19 protein-coding genes are annotated in these 15,913 nt (G+C 45.6%); 9 read left to right on the forward strand and 10 right to left on the reverse strand.

The window, feature by feature from the left end; translation table 11 throughout:
- Positions 1–22: 22 nt before the first annotated feature.
- The 6 genes from nrfF to nrfB are packed head-to-tail and all read right to left on the reverse strand — an operon-like array spanning position 23 to position 5,126.
- Complete coding sequence (nrfF, locus tag ELS82_RS09095) at positions 23–460, reverse strand: heme lyase NrfEFG subunit NrfF (RefSeq protein ID WP_134835208.1); 438 nt, start codon at positions 458–460, stop codon at positions 23–25.
- A 4-nt stretch (positions 461–464) separates the two neighbouring features.
- The gene (locus ELS82_RS09100; protein WP_134835209.1) at positions 465–1,001 is read right to left on the reverse strand and encodes a DsbE family thiol:disulfide interchange protein; all 537 of its coding nucleotides are present in this window, start codon (positions 999–1,001) and stop codon (positions 465–467) included.
- A complete protein-coding gene (locus ELS82_RS09105; protein ID WP_134835210.1) occupies positions 979–2,874 on the reverse strand; it encodes a heme lyase CcmF/NrfE family subunit in 1,896 nt (631 codons plus the stop codon). The genes ELS82_RS09100 and ELS82_RS09105 overlap by 23 nt, the downstream gene beginning before the upstream one ends.
- A 2-nt stretch (positions 2,875–2,876) precedes the next feature.
- On the reverse strand, positions 2,877–3,848 hold the full coding sequence (gene nrfD / locus ELS82_RS09110) for a cytochrome c nitrite reductase subunit NrfD (RefSeq protein ID WP_134835211.1): 972 nt from the start codon (positions 3,846–3,848) through the stop codon (positions 2,877–2,879).
- Complete coding sequence (gene nrfC, locus ELS82_RS09115; protein ID WP_134835212.1) at positions 3,848–4,537, reverse strand: cytochrome c nitrite reductase Fe-S protein; 690 nt, start codon at positions 4,535–4,537, stop codon at positions 3,848–3,850. Before nrfC ends, nrfD begins: the two co-directional genes overlap by 1 nt.
- Before the next feature lies 1 nt (position 4,538).
- Positions 4,539–5,126, reverse strand: coding sequence for a cytochrome c nitrite reductase pentaheme subunit (gene nrfB / locus ELS82_RS09120; protein ID WP_134835213.1), 588 nt, complete (start codon positions 5,124–5,126; stop codon positions 4,539–4,541).
- A gap of 540 nt (positions 5,127–5,666) precedes the next feature.
- Between nrfB and nrfA the strand changes: the two genes are divergently transcribed.
- Positions 5,667–7,034, forward strand: a complete 1,368-nt coding sequence (gene nrfA, locus ELS82_RS09125; protein WP_208733154.1) for an ammonia-forming nitrite reductase cytochrome c552 subunit — start codon at positions 5,667–5,669, stop codon at positions 7,032–7,034.
- Between the two features lie 93 nt (positions 7,035–7,127).
- Here the strand turns inward: nrfA and ELS82_RS09130 are convergent, their stop codons facing one another.
- The gene (locus tag ELS82_RS09130; RefSeq protein WP_134835215.1) at positions 7,128–7,670 is read right to left on the reverse strand and encodes a TPR domain-containing protein; all 543 of its coding nucleotides are present in this window, start codon (positions 7,668–7,670) and stop codon (positions 7,128–7,130) included.
- A gap of 84 nt (positions 7,671–7,754) precedes the next feature.
- Here ELS82_RS09130 and ELS82_RS09135 point away from each other — a divergent pair, with 84 nt between their 5' ends.
- Together ELS82_RS09135 and ELS82_RS09140 are read left to right on the forward strand one after the other, a co-directional pair.
- On the forward strand, positions 7,755–8,099 hold the full coding sequence (locus ELS82_RS09135) for a DUF2956 domain-containing protein (RefSeq protein ID WP_134835216.1): 345 nt from the start codon (positions 7,755–7,757) through the stop codon (positions 8,097–8,099).
- Positions 8,083–8,418, forward strand: a complete 336-nt coding sequence (locus ELS82_RS09140) for a DUF4156 domain-containing protein (protein ID WP_134835217.1) — start codon at positions 8,083–8,085, stop codon at positions 8,416–8,418. The genes ELS82_RS09135 and ELS82_RS09140 overlap by 17 nt, the downstream gene beginning before the upstream one ends.
- Before the next feature lie 51 nt (positions 8,419–8,469).
- On the opposite strand, the gene ELS82_RS09145 is transcribed toward ELS82_RS09140, so the two are convergent.
- Positions 8,470–8,757, reverse strand: coding sequence for a winged helix-turn-helix domain-containing protein (locus ELS82_RS09145; protein ID WP_004413228.1), 288 nt, complete (start codon positions 8,755–8,757; stop codon positions 8,470–8,472).
- A 201-nt stretch (positions 8,758–8,958) separates the two neighbouring features.
- Here ELS82_RS09145 and ELS82_RS09150 point away from each other — a divergent pair, with 201 nt between their 5' ends.
- From ELS82_RS09150 to ELS82_RS09165, 4 genes are read left to right on the forward strand one after another with little or no spacing between them, the layout of a single operon-like run.
- Positions 8,959–9,306, forward strand: a complete 348-nt coding sequence (locus ELS82_RS09150; RefSeq protein WP_134835218.1) for an ArsC family reductase — start codon at positions 8,959–8,961, stop codon at positions 9,304–9,306.
- 22 nt (positions 9,307–9,328) lie between these two features.
- Positions 9,329–10,462: a succinyl-diaminopimelate desuccinylase gene (dapE, locus tag ELS82_RS09155; RefSeq protein ID WP_134835219.1), complete on the forward strand. Its 1,134-nt coding sequence runs from the start codon at positions 9,329–9,331 to the stop codon at positions 10,460–10,462.
- Positions 10,462–11,139 carry a M15 family metallopeptidase gene (locus tag ELS82_RS09160; RefSeq protein ID WP_134835220.1) on the forward strand — a complete coding sequence of 226 codons (678 nt, stop codon included), beginning with the start codon at positions 10,462–10,464 and terminating at the stop codon, positions 11,137–11,139. The genes dapE and ELS82_RS09160 overlap by 1 nt, the downstream gene beginning before the upstream one ends.
- An 8-nt stretch (positions 11,140–11,147) precedes the next feature.
- Positions 11,148–11,327: a DUF2897 family protein gene (locus ELS82_RS09165; protein WP_134835221.1), complete on the forward strand. Its 180-nt coding sequence runs from the start codon at positions 11,148–11,150 to the stop codon at positions 11,325–11,327.
- A gap of 34 nt (positions 11,328–11,361) precedes the next feature.
- On the opposite strand, the gene ELS82_RS09170 is transcribed toward ELS82_RS09165, so the two are convergent.
- Both ELS82_RS09170 and syd read right to left on the reverse strand, forming a co-directional pair.
- Positions 11,362–12,138 (reverse strand): Zn-ribbon-containing protein, encoded by a 777-nt coding sequence (locus ELS82_RS09170; RefSeq protein WP_134835222.1) that lies wholly within the window; start codon positions 12,136–12,138, stop codon positions 11,362–11,364.
- 2 nt (positions 12,139–12,140) lie between these two features.
- Positions 12,141–12,689, reverse strand: a complete 549-nt coding sequence (syd, locus tag ELS82_RS09175) for a SecY-interacting protein (RefSeq protein ID WP_134835223.1) — start codon at positions 12,687–12,689, stop codon at positions 12,141–12,143.
- A gap of 82 nt (positions 12,690–12,771) precedes the next feature.
- Here syd and queF point away from each other — a divergent pair, with 82 nt between their 5' ends.
- Both queF and ELS82_RS09185 read left to right on the forward strand, forming a co-directional pair.
- On the forward strand, positions 12,772–13,617 hold the full coding sequence (gene queF / locus ELS82_RS09180) for an NADPH-dependent 7-cyano-7-deazaguanine reductase QueF (protein WP_134835224.1): 846 nt from the start codon (positions 12,772–12,774) through the stop codon (positions 13,615–13,617).
- A gap of 13 nt (positions 13,618–13,630) precedes the next feature.
- Entirely contained in the window at positions 13,631–15,901 is a 2,271-nt protein-coding gene (locus ELS82_RS09185) for a tetratricopeptide repeat protein (protein ID WP_134835225.1), read from the forward strand.
- Positions 15,902–15,913: the final 12 nt, after the last annotated feature.

Consider the following 15,913-nt stretch of genomic DNA (forward strand, 5'->3'; position numbering starts at 1 on the left):
GTTAGAGCAAAGGAAGTAAGGGTTAGCCTTTGATGCGTCGAATCGACAATCCAATAAATGCGACGAGTAACAAGATAGGCGCTAGCCATAATAAGGCGTTAGATGCGCTAAAGGAGGGTTTGTACAACACGAATTCGCCATAGCGAGCAGTCATAAAATCAATCACTTGTTGTTCACTCTGGCCTTGATTGATTTTCTCAAACACGATTAGGCGTAAATCTTTGGCAATCGGCGAGTTCGACTCGACCAAGTTTTGATTTTGACACTGGGGGCAACGTAAGGATTTCGCTAACTCGATTGCCGTTTTTTGCAACTGAGGAGAATCAAACTCAAACAGTTCCACCTGAGAGTTTTGTTCCGACGTCGCTGGGGCAAACAGTTCTTGCGAGGCAAACGCCGCTTGGCAGAATAGCGCCAAAATCATCAGCATCACTGACAGTGCTTGCTTACTCACAGCCATAAGCTTAGCTCTCTCCTAGTTGAAAGTATTGAGCAAAGTACTTGTTCCATACTCGCTCGTTCAGTACGCCAAGATGCTTGTAAATGATGTCACCTTGTTTATTCACTAGATACGTTTCTGGTGTGCCAACCACTCCCAAATCAAGCGCCAAGCGACCTTTTGGATCAAAAATAACATCACGATACGGGTTACCTAAATGGCCAAGGTAATTAAGCGCGCCAGAACGTTGGTCACGATAATTTAACCCCACTATCGGTATACCTGATTGTTCGAGTTGATTCAGATAGGCATGTTCTTGTTTACATACCCCACACCAAGACGCCCAAACATTGACGAGCTGGTAGTCACTTTTGAACAACTGGCTAGTTTGCACCTCGCTGTTTGCGTCAAGCAATTCAACAGTCATCGCAGGAAAAGCGCGCACAACAGGCGTTGATTGAGGACCAAATTGTTGAGAGTTAAGCCCCGCAACCAAAAACCCGATAAAGCCAAGCAGAACAACGATGAATATACTGATCTTACGCGTGCTTGATAACGCCATGAACGACTCCTTTTCTCCGCGATGAAAGCAAAGGTATCACACCGCCCAGCATTGCCACTAGAGCTCCGCCCCAGATCCACCCTATATAGGCTTTATACTGAATTTTCACCGCGTAGGAATCGACGTCCACTTTACTGCCAAGCGTTATGTAGTAATCGCCATGCCAAAAAGGTCGAATAGCAGGCTCACTCATATTCATCACACGAACCGGGTAATGACGGCGCTCTGGCATCAACACAAACTCTCGCCCCTGTTGGGAAAAACGAATCAACGCCCTTTCCGCCGTGTAATTGGGACCGATAGCCCACTCGGTATCCAGATAGTCGACCTGCCAGTCACCAAATTGAGCGCGGCTTCCTGCGGACATTTTATGGTTCACTTCAAACGAGTGCTCACTGTTCATCACTGCGCCAACGCAGCTTATCGCAAGACCGACATGAGCAAGGATCATAAATGAGAGTTTCGATTGTTTGATGGCTAGCAAGCTATGGCTGAGCAGTACCCAAACAGCAAGTCCCCACACCAGTGTCACCACAATAGATAGCTGATCCACTTGTAGCCAATACAGCAAAGTGCCCACCAAAAGCGCAAACAAAAACAGTATCACTATCTTAGCTGGGGAATAATAAGCGCCGCGGTGCCATTTCAACAGTGGCACTAGCCCCATTCCAAGCAGAGCCAACAGAGTCAATGGTAAGAACAAGGTGTTGAAATAAGGCGCGCCGACCGAGATAGAACCAACCCCGAGCAGCTCATAAACCATCGGGTAGAAAGTGCCTAAAAAGACAGTAAAGGTGGCGACAGCAAGCAGACCAACCGCCATTGAAGATAAGTAACTGCGCCCGTTTAATGCTTGAATCGGCTGACTGTTAATGGCGTCGCTACGCTCGAACAGTAAACTAAACGAAGCAATTAAGGTGACGGCCAAGATCAATAGCAGCGCCACGCCTTTACTCGGGTCAACCGCAAAAGCATGTACTGATGTCAGAACCCCTGAGCGGACAATGAATGTGCCGAGAATACTTAGGCTAAACGTGACCAAAGCGAGGATTAGCGCACTACGACTTTGTTGCTGATGTTTCTTGGCCGCTAGCATCGCATGCAGCAACGCAGTGCCGGTTAACCAAGGTAGCAAAGAGGCGTTCTCGACAGGATCCCAGAACCACCAGCCACCCCAGCCCAATTCGTTATAGGCCCACCAAGAGCCAACCAAAATCCCTAAGGTTAAAAATACCCATGCGGAAATAACCCAAGGCGTGGCCAGTTTGACCCATTGAGTCATGTATTCAGGTTGCATCAAAGCTGCCAAAGCAAATGCCAATACCGTCGAAAAGCCAATATAGCCAAGGTATAGCAATGGCGGATGAAAGATTAGCCCGATGTCTTGCAACATTGGGTTTAAATCTCGACCTTGCTCTAGCCAAAATTCTGAATAAACAAAAGGATTAGAGGCAAGTAAGGTAAACCAACTAAACGCGGCAACAAACAGTGTCATGATCCACAACACGTCATTTAAGTAACGCTTACTGGTATTGGGAATAAAGCTAATGCACGCTGACCATAGCGCGAGAGTAAAGACCCAAAACAACATTGAGCCTTCATGACCACCCCATACTGCTGCCATTTTGTAGAACACCGGCAATGCAGAGTTAGAGTGAGAGGCGACATAATGAAATTGAAATTGATCGGCTATAAATAAGTAGCCAAGAACAATAAGGCTCAACAGTGCCATTACACCGTTGAGCCTAGCAACTAATGATAGGGAGAGTGTTGAATCATCGCCGCGCCATTTTTGCCACCCGAACCAAGCCGAGCTTAGTGAGCTCGATACCGCAATCCAAATTAACGCAAAATGACCAAACTCTCCTACCATGATTACACTACCGTCATTTGTCCAGCGTACAAGATAAAGGTACGTAGCATCAGCACACCCACCAAGCTTAACGTGGTAACAATGAAGATATAGCCGCCATTATGACGCGTCTCTTTAGGCGTCACAGCATTGAGCGTCAACGGCAGTAACATGCCGATCAGTACCACACCAAACCAGAACCAATTTGACCAGAATCCGCCACCAATCGCATTCCAAGCAGCAACTTCGTTCTGTCCGCCACTAAAAATCAAACCGGTAAAGAAGGTCACAAGGACAAACAATTCAAACATCACAACTGGGCGCTCAAAGCCGTGTACCCAAGAAACACTTGGACTTGTCGCTGACTCTTTAAACACCAATATGCCGAACATTAAACACGCTGCGGCACCGGATGAAAGACTAGAGAATAGGAACAAAATCGGCAGCACTGGATTATTCAGCATTGGGTAAGTTTTCAATGCTGAAAGTAGGAAGCCCGTGTATGCAGCTAAAACAATCGCAAGGAAACCCAAAAACAGTTCAATGCCGTTGGTGGCCTTACCGGACTTAATCAAGATTCCATCAACCAGATCGAGCAACTTAGTTGGCAGTTTACCTTCACAGAAACGGATGATTTGATGACGGAATATAATCCCAATCCAGATAAACAATACAATCATGTAGACCTGGAACAAGATAACACCCATCGACATCACTGAGCTCGGGTTGTAGAAAATCATAATCTTCCAAAACGATAACGGTTTGGTTAAGTGGAAGATAAGAATTGTTAAACCCGAAATGATGCCAAACGGTGCCAGCCATGCCATCGCTTTCATGATGCCATTATTAGCTGGATCACCTTCAATCACTTTTCGTTTCAGGTAGAGCGAGATCATCACCGCACCTGCCGACATACCCGCTAAAAACAGATAGATAGCGATAATCCAGTCCCACACCAGAGAGTCAAAGTGGAATGCACTTTCAAAACCATTCATTATGATATCTCCCCTTTCTGATGAGGCACTTTGTACAGCTTAGGCTTAGTCCCTAAGTGCACTTTATCTCGGTAGACCGCTTCACTATTAAGCACCTGATTAATTTCACTGCTCGGATCGTTGAGATCGCCAAAGATCAGTGCCTTAGTTGGACAAGATTCAACACACGCAGGCAATTTGCCTTGCGCAAGATTGGTGTCGCGACAGAAGTTACACTTATCGGCTGAGTGATCTTCTGGATTGAAGAAACGCACTTGATATGGACACGCCGCTAAACAGTAGCCGCAGCCAACACATTTTTCTTTGTGCACATCAATAATGCCGGTTTTCTCATCTTTGTACGCCGCCCCGGTTGGACATACGTAAACACAAGGTGGGTTTTCACAGTGCTGACAAGATTTGCGCGTAAAACGGTAATCAACATCTGGGAACTCACCTTGTGGCTCACTGCGAATAATCTCAAGGCGAGAGACACCCTCTGGCACCTTGTTCACTTCACGACATGCCTCTGTACACGCAGTACAACCGATACAAGCGGTTTCATCGTGGATCATGCCGTAGAGTTTATTGCCGCCTTGCTCTACATTAGCCAAAGATTTTCGGCTGCTCAGCACTGCAGTACCCGCAACGCCAGTGGCAAAGATAAGCGCGCCCGAGCCAGCTAAGAAGTTTCGTCTAGAACAACTCATACTACTTCTCCTTATTCAGCTGATTAAAATCAGAGTGACAATCGACACATAACTTGATGCGTTCTTTACGCTCAAGACCTAACACCTTGGATTTTCTTGCGTGGACGTCATGACAATTTGAACAGGTTAAGTTCTTGGCATGCACATCGTGCGTCCAGCTATCATCACGCAGATACTTAGGCTGGTGACAGTCAGTACATTGACTATTGGCCTTTAAGATAGCTTCCGGATCAAGAAAGACTTTCTCGGTCCCTGGCTGAGACTGAGCACTGGAGTATTTGGTCACAACTGGCGCACCTTCACGGTGATCTGGGCCGATATTATTGTGACACTCGGTACAGTTAACTTCGCGGCCAAGAATTTTGTGCGCGTCTTCACCGTGAGACTCTTGGAGGGTTTGTTTTGAATCCTTATGACATTGGATACATTTGTAATCCTTGTCACGGATAAGCGTAACCTCATGGCGGGCTGACTTTTCTTCAGACTGCACAGTTGAAGTGTCGGCAACGGCATGAAGAGAATAACCATAGAGGCAAAATGCTAGAATAGACTTTAGCATTATGACTATGGCCAACTTTATATTGCCCATATTATCCTTTCCTTATTCCCGTACCTTTTATTGAATAATCAATAAGTTGATATACGGTTAAAAATTAAAGCCCCTTGATACATCAAAAAACATATCAAATGAGATCAATTCTTATTTTGGAAAAGCCACAACGCTATTTAACTATATATTACTCTCACTACTCTTTAGGGGTAGTTATAACTGCTCAAAATTCGATCTCTATCACCTTAATAAATTAGCGGTTAATATCACTAAGTCATTGATGATAATAAGTTTCATTAAATCCTCGCGCAAACCAGGAGTAGCCCTTTAGGGGTATAAGAAGTCCAATTTGAACTGGATCACTAGGTAAAATTGATCTCAAACAATGATTACTTATTAACAAGTTATTTAATTTATTTCCTTTTATTACAATATGTATCAGTTTCTCCAGTTCTTAGTTTGGAATATAGCCAGTTCACAACGCTGCTTATAAAAACAGAATACGGAGATAGCACTGTGAATAAATTGCATTGGATACCAAAATCCGCTGCAGCATTAGCGATCGTGGCCAGCTCATTAATGAGTGTCACTAGCTTTGCTGCATCCGAAGACAAAGGCTTAATTGATCCGCGTAACGACGCGTACGAACAGCAGCACCCAGATCAATACCACTCTTGGAAAGCCACCTCAGAAAGTGAACATATCGAAGATGCGCTAGCAGAAGATCCAAACATGGTGATTCTATGGGCGGGTTACGGCTTCGCAAAAGACTACAACAAAGCACGCGGCCACTTTTACGCGGTCGATGATGTAAGACAAACGCTACGTACTGGCGCACCACAAGATGAAACCTCAGGTCCAATGCCGATGGCATGTTGGAGCTGTAAGAGCCCTGACGTAGGTAGAATCATTGATGAACGTGGTGAAGATGGCTATTTCGAAGGTAAATGGGCGCGTCTTGGTGATCAAGTGGTTAACCCTATCGGTTGTGCTGACTGTCACGATACCCGTAGTGAAGGATTCAAAAATGGCGAACCAGCACTTGCATTAGCTAAGCCTTATGTTGAGCGCGCATTCGAAGCTATTGATAAACCTTTTGAGCAGCAGTCTCGTCTCGATCAACAAGCTTCGGTATGTGGCCAGTGTCACGTCGAATACTACTTCGTTAAATCGGAGAAAAACGCGGTTAAGTTCCCTTGGGACAGAGGCACAACCGTTGATGATATGGAAGAGTACTACGATGCACTTGGCTTTAAAGACTGGACACACAAAGTATCCAAAGCGCCGATGCTAAAAGCTCAGCACCCTGGTTACGAAACTTGGCGCGATGGTATTCACGGCAAAAACAAAGTCGCTTGTGTTGATTGTCATATGCCAAAAGTGACCAAAGAAGACGGCACGGTTTATACCGATCACAAAGTGGGTAACCCATTCGACCGCTTCGAAGACACCTGTGCTAACTGTCACACCCAGTCTAAAGAGCAAATGCGCGAAATCGTGTCGACTCGTAAAGCGCAAGTGCTGAATATGAAGCTAACCGCTGAGAAACAAATTGTCGCGGCGCACTTTGAAGCTGGGGCAGCTTGGGATGCAGGTGCAACAGAAGCTGAGATGAAAGATATCCTGCAAGATATTCGTCATGCTCAATGGCGCTGGGACTACGCAATTGCCTCACACGGTGTGCATATGCACGCTCCTGAAGTGGCATTAGAAGTACTAGGCACGGCGGTTGACCGCGCAGCGGATGCTCGAACTAAGATTGTTCGACTACTTGCTAAGAAAGGCATTACCGAGCCAGTAGAGCTGCCAGACATTTCAACCAAAGCAGCGGCTCAAAAAGCGCTAGGTATGGATATGGATAAGATGAACGCTGACAAGCAAAACTTCTTGAAGACCGTTGTTCCAGACTGGAATGAGGCAGCAGAAAAGCGCGAAGCTGAATACTAATTCCAACCCATAAAACTAAAAACCGGCGAACTTCGCCGGTTTTTTATGCTTGCCTATAAGTTATCGCGCGCACTCACACTTTAATGCCACCTACTAAGACTTATTAGACATCATCTGTTTGGCTTGGTTTAAAGAGCGAATCACCGATTCTCTATCCAGCTCTGGGCTGTTTGAGTCCAGCATGCGCGTCCACGCATCGACTGCTTCTTGATAGCGAAAACTAATAAAATGATCACTGGCAATGAGCGCTAATGCGGTTAAGTTTTTCGGCTCAAGGGCTAAGGATTGATCAAGTAAAGCGCGCACTTCATCGGTCATTCTTTGCTTTTTGACGTAATAGAGCGCCGTCGCTTTGGCAGCCAATTGACTGGCAGAAGGCGTATCACTTAGACGCGCCGCATAATCAAAACAAGTTAGTGCTGAAGAGAATTCTTGATTGTTTAAGTAGCCATGGCCCAACTGAAACCACAGCTCTGCTTGGTTAGGATCTTGCTTTAGTTGCTGCTGGATTGAGTCCATCCACTCAGAATGAGTTTGAGCTAACGTATCGTCCACTTTCGGCTGAGGTTGCTCCCCTTGTAACCAAAAGTACAAAGGAACAGACAAGGCAAAACTGGCGAGCAAAATACGTTTCATTCAAAGACTCATGATTTTGTACAGTATGTTGGAATTATATCGTGATAGGATAAAACTATCTTTGATCTCGCAAGACCTATAACTATGAAAAACAAAGTCGTTCCCTCACAAGAAACGCAAACAGAAGCGATGAAAATAGCTAAAGCGACTCAAAAGCCAGGACAAACCAAAGAGCAAACTAAATTGGTTGCTCAAGGTATTGAGAAAGGTATCGCCCAATACAAAAAGCAGCAAAAAGAACGCTCTAGACAAGCGGATAAAGCGAAAAAGAAAGCTCAGAAATCAAAGCAACAGTCTCTGCAATCAAATCAAGACACCATAACGGAAGAAGTTAACGCACAAGAAACGGGCAAAAAAAGTGCCTTATTACCTTGGGCACTATTAGCGATAAGTTGGATAGGATTTATTGTTTATGTTAGCCAGAATTAGTCTACTTTGTTCGGCGCTGCTACTCGTCAGCGGTTGCACTACGCCAATGAACACCCTAGAGCCAAGCGCTCAGCCAGTGCATCTAAGGTTAGATTCTCAGTTTAATGCCGAAGATTGCCAATGGCTTGGTGAAGTCACAGGCAGTGAGGGACATTGGTATAGTTACCTCTTTTTCCCTAACGATGTGCTAATCCGTGGGGCACTAAACGATATGAAGAATCAAGCGAGCGAACTTGGTGGCAACACTGTGTACATGACCAACCCGCAAGATTTTGCCACCTCATTTACCGTCATGGGTAACGCCTATACCTGCCCTTAGCCGCGCTACAAAACCAAAAAAACCTAGTGCAATACACTAGGTTTTTATTTATCAGGCTTTAAAGCCTAAGCTTGCTGCTATATCAGATTCTCGCTCAGTGACCCATTGACTATCAAATGGTCCCCAATCTGATAGTTGGTAATAGCCATCGTTGTGACGTCGACCATCTTGTACAAACATCAGCTCTATGCCGATACCAGGTAGCGCTTTAATAACGTCTTGAATTGTTCGACGTGGCCAGCCTGTTTGCTCGATGAGTTTCGGGACATTTGGGCGCTCTAAGTTTTCAACCAATAATGCAAGATACAAGCGCCTCGCAAAAACAGGACTCAACTCCATTGATACCTCCTATAAGTTTCTAGGGTCATTATTTCTGTTTTGCTTAGCCATGTGTTGAGTTTGATCAAAAACTCTACGATCGTCATTGTTTGAAACACATTTTTTTTGCCCAATGAAATATATCCATCACACTTTTGTCTCTCTATTCACTTCCTGATAGGATGCTTGAATAACAAAAAAGTCACTTCCAAAGGTTTAACAATGACAATCACTATGTATGGCATTCCTAACTGCGACACAATAAAAAAAGCCAAGAAATGGTTAGAAGCAGAAGGTGTCGAGTACAGCTTTCACGACTACCGCAAGCAAGGTGTTGATAAAGCAATGATTGAAACTTTTTGTCAGCAACTAGGCTGGGAAAATGTCCTCAACAAGCGCGGTACAACTTACCGTCAGCTGACCCAAGAGCAAAAAGACTCGCTAAATGAAGCCAATGCAATTGAGCTTCTTGTCGAGCAACCTGCGATGATTAAGCGCCCTATTCTTGTCACTGGTGATAGCTACCACTTAGGCTTTAAAGCTGACCAGTACACAGCAATATTCTCATAATTTTTTTGAAAGGATTTCAAGGATGACAGACAGCCCAACTCTGGCTCTCGCAAAAGATTTAATTAGCCGCCAATCAGTCACACCAGAAGATGCAGGCTGCCAAGATGTAATGATTGAGCGTTTAAAGGCGCTTGGTTTTGAAATTGAAGTAATGGTGTTTGAAGATACGACGAACTTCTGGGCTCGCCGTGGCAGTGAAGCGCCACTGTTTGCTTTCGCTGGTCATACGGATGTTGTGCCAGCCGGTAAACTAGAGCTATGGGATACCCCTCCTTTTGAGCCAACGATTAAAGATGGTTTCTTACACGGTCGCGGCGCAGCGGATATGAAAGGCTCGCTAGCCAGTATGATTGTTGCCGTTGAGCAGTTCATTGCCGACAACCCAAATCATAAAGGCTCGATTGGTTTCTTAATCACATCAGATGAAGAAGGCCCTTTCATCAATGGTACAGTTCGCGTGGTAGAAGCACTAATGGCGCGCGGTGAAAACATCGACATGTGTATTGTCGGCGAACCTTCAAGTACTGAGATTGTTGGCGATGTGGTTAAAAACGGCCGCCGTGGCTCCATTACCGGTGATTTAACCGTTAAAGGGATTCAAGGGCACGTTGCCTACCCGCATTTAGCAAGAAACCCAGTTCACCAATCTTTAATGGCGATTCATGAACTGGCGACGACGGAGTGGGACCAAGGTAATGCTTACTTCCCACCAACAAGTTTCCAAATTCCAAACGTTCATGCTGGTACGGGTGCATCGAACGTGATTCCTGGCGAATTCAACGTTCAATTCAACCTGCGCTTTAGCACTGAGTTAAATAACGATGCCATTGTCTCGCGTGTGACTGAAACGCTAGATAAACATGACCTAGATTACGACTTGAAGTGGACATTCAACGGCGACCCGTTCCTAACCGATACAGGCGCACTGCTGGATGCTGTCGTCGATGCCGTTGATGCGGTGAACCAGACGAAGCCAGCATTGCTGACAACAGGTGGTACATCGGATGGCCGCTTCATTGCCCGTATGGGTGGTCAGGTTGTAGAGCTTGGTCCTGTTAACGCCACTATTCATAAAGTGAACGAATGCGTGAAGGTTGACGATCTAGAGAAGCTAACCGACATGTATCAGAAAACACTAGAGAACTTGTTAGCCTAATGATGACGCCCGAACAACTGACTGGTCAGACGCAAACTCACTTAGTTGAAACTGTTGTCGGACAAAAAGCCTTCTTGGTTCACGCTAAAGTGAGCCAAGATATACTCGCACTGAAACAGTCAGCGACTCGGGCGGGATTTAACCTCAATATCGCCAGCGGCTTTCGCGACTTCGAGCGTCAGATGACGATTTGGAATAATAAAATGGCAGGCAAAACGGCCATTTTAGATAGTGACAGCCAACCACTGAACGCTGACAGCTTAACGGAGCAGCAGAAGGTGATGGCGATTTTACGTTGGTCGGCTCTGCCAGGTGGTAGTCGTCATCATTGGGGAACCGATTTCGATATCTTCGATCGTGACAGTCTGCCCAAAGATACTCAGCTTCAGCTAGAGCCTTGGGAATACCTGACGGGCCACCAGCAAACTTTCTATGTGTGGCTGAAGGAAAATATTGAGCAACATGGCTTCTTCTTTCCCTATGCACAAGATAAAGGCGGTGTCGCTCCTGAGCCTTGGCATATTAGCCATAGAGCCACTACCGAGCAGTGCTTACAACAGCTAACACCTACCCTTCTTGCTGAGCAACTCGCGTCTGCTCCCATTTTGGGTAAACAAGTGGTGTTAGGCCAACTGGAAACGATCTACAATCAGTTTATTAGCAACATACATCAATAGGTAGCGAGATGGATTTACTAACTAACCCCTGGGTTATCATTGTTATCGTATTGAGCGTTGTGATCGGTAATATTGCGGCGCTTAAGTACACCGCCAATATGAAGTTTGGCCAAGGCGAGAAAAAACCGCAAAGTGACTCAGATGACCATAACGACGAGTCTGAAGAATCAAAAAAAGACGCTCCATAGGGCGTCTTTTTTTATTGCGTCGCATCTGACATCACTACTTAATATGATCCCAAGACATATTCGATACAATTCTGCAGTCATCGCACTTGAAGTAGAAGATGTCGTGCAGTGGCTCATCTAGCAACCACTCACCGCCACATTTCGGGCATTTGCGTGCTTTTTCATCTTCAAGACTCTTGCCACCGACACGATACTGGTAGTAGTAGGTCGGAATTTTAGTGATGTATTCAATACGACCACGCAAGTCCCAACCGCGCTTGAATAGCACACTGTCGGCATCACAGATCTCATGCAGCGCCGCATGTTCCGCGCGGCAGCCTCCCGCCATTTGGATCTCGTCACAAGCCTGCCACTCGGTCTGCCATTTGACGACAGCCTTATGATCGCCGTTTAGCGTGGCACCATTTCGGTAAAGTGGGATTGGCAGTAAGGTTTCACCGGAACGCAAAGGAGAGCACGTATGGACATACGTTGTGTACAACACTTGCCAGCTTGGCGGCTCATCTTCAGCGGCTTCTTCAGAGTTTAGATCTCGGCCTAACATGCGCATCTTTGGCGCTAATAGACTCGCCTCTGATAAGCGATTAAGACACACTTTAACGAAATCAGAATGGTATTTAGGGTGTAAGCTATCTTGCTCCGGGCAAACCACACGAACAAAAAACTCACCATCGCCCATCACGATTGGAAATTCACGGCCAAGCACTTGACCGTTGTATCTAAGCGCATCCATCAAGCCATTAATCGCTTTATCAACGGCCGATACGGTAGTGTTATCAAAACACTCAAACTGAAGCTCTACAACATACATGATTACAGCACCACAGCTTCAAGGTTTGCTAAGAACTCCGCGATATCCTGCGCTAGTACATCCCGCTTGTCGGTACCTAAACGCTCCAAGATAACGTTACCCGTGATATTACAGATAGAAATCACATCTAACTCTGCGTCGGTCGCAGCAATAAAGACCGTTGGTTTAAGCTTTAAGCGGCGCTGAGTAACAAGATGGCCAAGAATATTTTCTTGTAAGCGGACAAAGTCTTCATCGCTCCACACTTGCAGTAGCGTTAACTCATTGCCCTGCCACGTTGCCTCCATATCGGCGCTGTATTGAGAGCCATAGAAGGTCTTAATGTCGTCATGCAGGGTAAGCTCAATACCATTTTCTACATTGGTAAAATCAGCTGGTTCATCGCGCTGACAAGCTTGCCACTCGACCGCCTGCTCAGTTTTACTTTCGACACAAGGTGACACTAGGTCAACCAACTCTTCGCTTTTTGGTAAATGACCCGAAGCATCAAGGTGCGCCTGACGGTATTTTTCACTGAATGAGAGCAACGCTTGCAAGGCATTATCAGCCATTAGATTCTCCAACATGAATATTCGCTTTTAACAGCGGGATTGCGTAAAATTCTCGTCATTCTAATAGAAAATGAACAAAAGTATGAGCAAATATTCTGATGCGAAAGAGCTTGCTGGCCTAACCTTGGGTCAAAAGACTGAATACGCGAACCAATATGACCCAAGCCTACTCCAACCTGTACCTCGTAGTTTGAACCGTGATGACCTTAATCTCGGCGATACTCTACCGTTCCAAGGTTGCGATATTTGGACGCTGTACGAGCTGTCATGGCTTAATGATAAAGGTTTGCCTCAAGTTGCGGTCGGTGAAGTGTCTATTCCTGCCACCAGCGCAAACCTTATCGAGTCGAAGTCATTCAAGCTCTACCTCAACAGTTTTAATCAGACGCGTTTCTCTAATTGGGATGATGTTGAAAAAACGCTAATCAAAGATTTGTCTCATTGCGCCGGTGAAGAAGTGAGTGTGACGGTTCGCTCTGTGGTTGATTACACAGACTCTGTGATTGTCACCATGGACGGAGAGTGCATTGATGAGCAAGATATCGAGATCACTAGCTATGACTTTGACCGTACTTTGTTAAAAGGTGCAGCAACAGGTGACGACGTTAAAGAAAGTCTCCACAGTCACTTGCTTAAATCAAACTGTCTGATCACCAACCAGCCAGACTGGGGCAGCGTTGAGATCAGCTACACGGGTAAACAGATCGACCGAGAAGCGCTACTTCGCTATCTTGTCTCTTTCCGTGAGCACAACGAGTTCCACGAGCAATGTGTTGAGCGCATCTTTACTGACATTATGGAATTTTGTCAGCCGAGCGAATTAACCGTCTATGCACGCTATACTCGTCGCGGTGGTTTAGACATTAACCCATACCGCTCTAACGTTCACACTCAACCAAACCACAACCAACGCATGACGCGTCAATAGGGATTAATTCAGGATGTTAAACGTACGCTGGGAACGCATTATCGGCATACTGTTGCTGATTGTGTCATCACCATTATTGGCCAGTACAATCTACTCATCAGCAGTACTGAACGAGGCGAATAGCTTAGTAGAAGTGGTGCCAAAGCAAGCAAAGAAGCTAGCAGCAAACTACCTAGCTCAGCGTACGCTTTCTGACAAAACTGAAAAAAGCCCGTCGGCTATCTCTCGCGATGAAACCGATAGCCGAACACGCACCCCAGGTGGCACCATTGATGCCTTGCGCATTCTAGCACGTGCTGAGTTTAATCTTGGTAGTCAAGAAAGCGCGTTAAGGCATTTAGCTGAAGCCAAAGAAATTGCCACCAACTACAAACTGCCATACCTACAAATCGACATCGACTTGCTGGAAACTCGCCTAGCTTGGAGCATTGATAAAGATGCGATTGCGGCGCGTAAGAAAATCGAAAAACTTGAGCAGAGCTACTCACAAATTAATAATACTCAGCTTGTCGCCCGTGGTCTGAGATACAAAATGACCATGTTAAAAGCGGATATTGCCTCTGCGGAAGGTGAAGTCGATGTGGCAAATAAGCTCTATCTCGAAGCGAAACCTTACGTTGATAACGCGAAGTCTACCCACACTCTAATTGAGTATCACACCACGGTCGGTAAGCATTTACTGCAGAACAAAAAATACAACCGCGCCTTATCAGAGCTGTTGATCAGTTACTGGAAAGCGATTGAAACAGACTCTGCCCTGCAGTTGGCTCAAGTAAACCGCATTTTGGGTCAGCTATTTTACGAACGTCGCGTATTAGATAAAGCCAACAACCACTTTTCTCAAGCCGCAGACTTTTACGACAACTACCAGAGCTCGCCTATGCTTGCGCCAATCTTAAAGCGCATGGGCGATATCTATTACCACCAAAACAAATACAACCTCGCGCTGGTCCACTACTTCAATGCCATGGATCATGAGCGCATGCAAAACAACATTGAGAGCGTGATTGAAATCCGTATCTCTTTGGCTGCTACTTACTTGCAACTGGTTGACTACACCTTAGCCGAGCAATATCTAAACCGAGCAGAAGAGCTACTAGAATATGCTAGCATCCCTCGCTTAGAGGCCTATGCGTACTTACTTGAGGCAGGGCTAGCTCGACATAAGCGTGAGTCGGATAAAGTCTTAGAAAACGCACAGAAAGCGCTAGAAATTGCGCAAAAAGAGCAGGACATTAGTACTCAAAAAGCCGCCTATCAATTGCTTTACTTGGGCTATGAACAAAGTGGCCAATATAAGCTGGCGCTTGAATACCTCCTGTTCTACAACTCGTTAGCCACCATCGAGCAGCAAGAGCTGGACATGATCAGTGAAGATGCTTTCCGCCAACAGAAAGACTTTGTCGAGCAAAGCTTGCACTTAAGCGGTCAAAAAGAAGAGCTTGAACAAACCCACGCGGAATATCGTAAGTTCCAAAAGATTACCTTAACGCTGTTTGTACTTTCAGCACTGCTGTTCATGTTCTTGTTGCGCCGTGGTCACGTCATCAATGTGCAAAAAGACGAGCTTGATACGCTAAACGAAGATCTCTATACCCACTCTCGCTCTGGGCTGAAGAATCTGCGTATGCTCAATGCTAAGTTGCCTGCTTCTTTGGAAGAGAGTAGCCATAAATTTGAAAAGTGGCATGTGGGTGAGTTAATCCATGAGCCGCTCAATGACCGACTGCGCTTTGTAATGATTGACGTGCCTTTCCTACGTAATATGTATCTGCAACATGGTTACCAAGAAGGTCTCAAATTGGAGCGAGCTTTTGGCGAATTCCTGCAACAACGCGTTGAGCATCCTGCACGTATTTATCACTTTTCAGACGCCAACTTGCTTTATATCGAGCCCAATAGCGAACGTAATACCGACCCAGAACAGCTATTTGAAAAAATTCAGCAGTGGATCATGGAGTTCGAGCCAGAGCGTATTTTAAATCGCATCATTCGTATTGGTATGGCTGATTATCCGTTCCTACCTAGGGCTTACACCGCTGTTAATGATAAGGAACTAATTGATGTGCTACTGATGTCTACCAGTACCGCGCGTACGCTGAGTATGAAGGAACACTGCAGCCAGTGGGTCTACTTAAAAGCGATCGACAACGCTCCAGCAGCAAGTTTAGCAACTGGTAATATTCGCAAGGCCTGCAAGCATTCGATAAACCAAGGGTTAATAAAAGTACACTCTTCGTTCAAGAATGAGGACAGCATCAAAAAACTATTAAAAGATGAATAAAAGCTCATCAAA

Source organism: Vibrio ouci, from assembly GCF_004551525.1.
Classification (GTDB): domain Bacteria; phylum Pseudomonadota; class Gammaproteobacteria; order Enterobacterales; family Vibrionaceae; genus Vibrio; species Vibrio ouci.

Bases quoted from the DNA above. Each gene is read 5' to 3' on its own strand.
- nrfF (WP_134835208.1), bottom strand. From the start codon at position 460: ATGGCTGTGAGTAAGCAAGCACTGTCAGTGATGCTGATGATTTTGGCG.
- ELS82_RS09100 (WP_134835209.1), bottom strand. From the start codon at position 1,001: ATGGCGTTATCAAGCACGCGTAAGATCAGTATATTCATCGTTGTTCTG.
- ELS82_RS09105 (WP_134835210.1), bottom strand. From the start codon at position 2,874: ATGGTAGGAGAGTTTGGTCATTTTGCGTTAATTTGGATTGCGGTATCG.
- nrfD (WP_134835211.1), bottom strand. From the start codon at position 3,848: ATGAATGGTTTTGAAAGTGCATTCCACTTTGACTCTCTGGTGTGGGAC.
- nrfC (WP_134835212.1), bottom strand. From the start codon at position 4,537: ATGAGTTGTTCTAGACGAAACTTCTTAGCTGGCTCGGGCGCGCTTATC.
- nrfB (WP_134835213.1), bottom strand. From the start codon at position 5,126: ATGGGCAATATAAAGTTGGCCATAGTCATAATGCTAAAGTCTATTCTA.
- nrfA (WP_208733154.1), top strand. From the start codon at position 5,667: ATGAGTGTCACTAGCTTTGCTGCATCCGAAGACAAAGGCTTAATTGAT.
- ELS82_RS09130 (WP_134835215.1), bottom strand. From the start codon at position 7,670: ATGAAACGTATTTTGCTCGCCAGTTTTGCCTTGTCTGTTCCTTTGTAC.
- ELS82_RS09135 (WP_134835216.1), top strand. From the start codon at position 7,755: ATGAAAAACAAAGTCGTTCCCTCACAAGAAACGCAAACAGAAGCGATG.
- ELS82_RS09140 (WP_134835217.1), top strand. From the start codon at position 8,083: ATGTTAGCCAGAATTAGTCTACTTTGTTCGGCGCTGCTACTCGTCAGC.
- ELS82_RS09145 (WP_004413228.1), bottom strand. From the start codon at position 8,757: ATGGAGTTGAGTCCTGTTTTTGCGAGGCGCTTGTATCTTGCATTATTG.
- ELS82_RS09150 (WP_134835218.1), top strand. From the start codon at position 8,959: ATGACAATCACTATGTATGGCATTCCTAACTGCGACACAATAAAAAAA.
- dapE (WP_134835219.1), top strand. From the start codon at position 9,329: ATGACAGACAGCCCAACTCTGGCTCTCGCAAAAGATTTAATTAGCCGC.
- ELS82_RS09160 (WP_134835220.1), top strand. From the start codon at position 10,462: ATGATGACGCCCGAACAACTGACTGGTCAGACGCAAACTCACTTAGTT.
- ELS82_RS09165 (WP_134835221.1), top strand. From the start codon at position 11,148: ATGGATTTACTAACTAACCCCTGGGTTATCATTGTTATCGTATTGAGC.
- ELS82_RS09170 (WP_134835222.1), bottom strand. From the start codon at position 12,138: ATGTATGTTGTAGAGCTTCAGTTTGAGTGTTTTGATAACACTACCGTA.
- syd (WP_134835223.1), bottom strand. From the start codon at position 12,689: ATGGCTGATAATGCCTTGCAAGCGTTGCTCTCATTCAGTGAAAAATAC.
- queF (WP_134835224.1), top strand. From the start codon at position 12,772: ATGAGCAAATATTCTGATGCGAAAGAGCTTGCTGGCCTAACCTTGGGT.
- ELS82_RS09185 (WP_134835225.1), top strand. From the start codon at position 13,631: ATGTTAAACGTACGCTGGGAACGCATTATCGGCATACTGTTGCTGATT.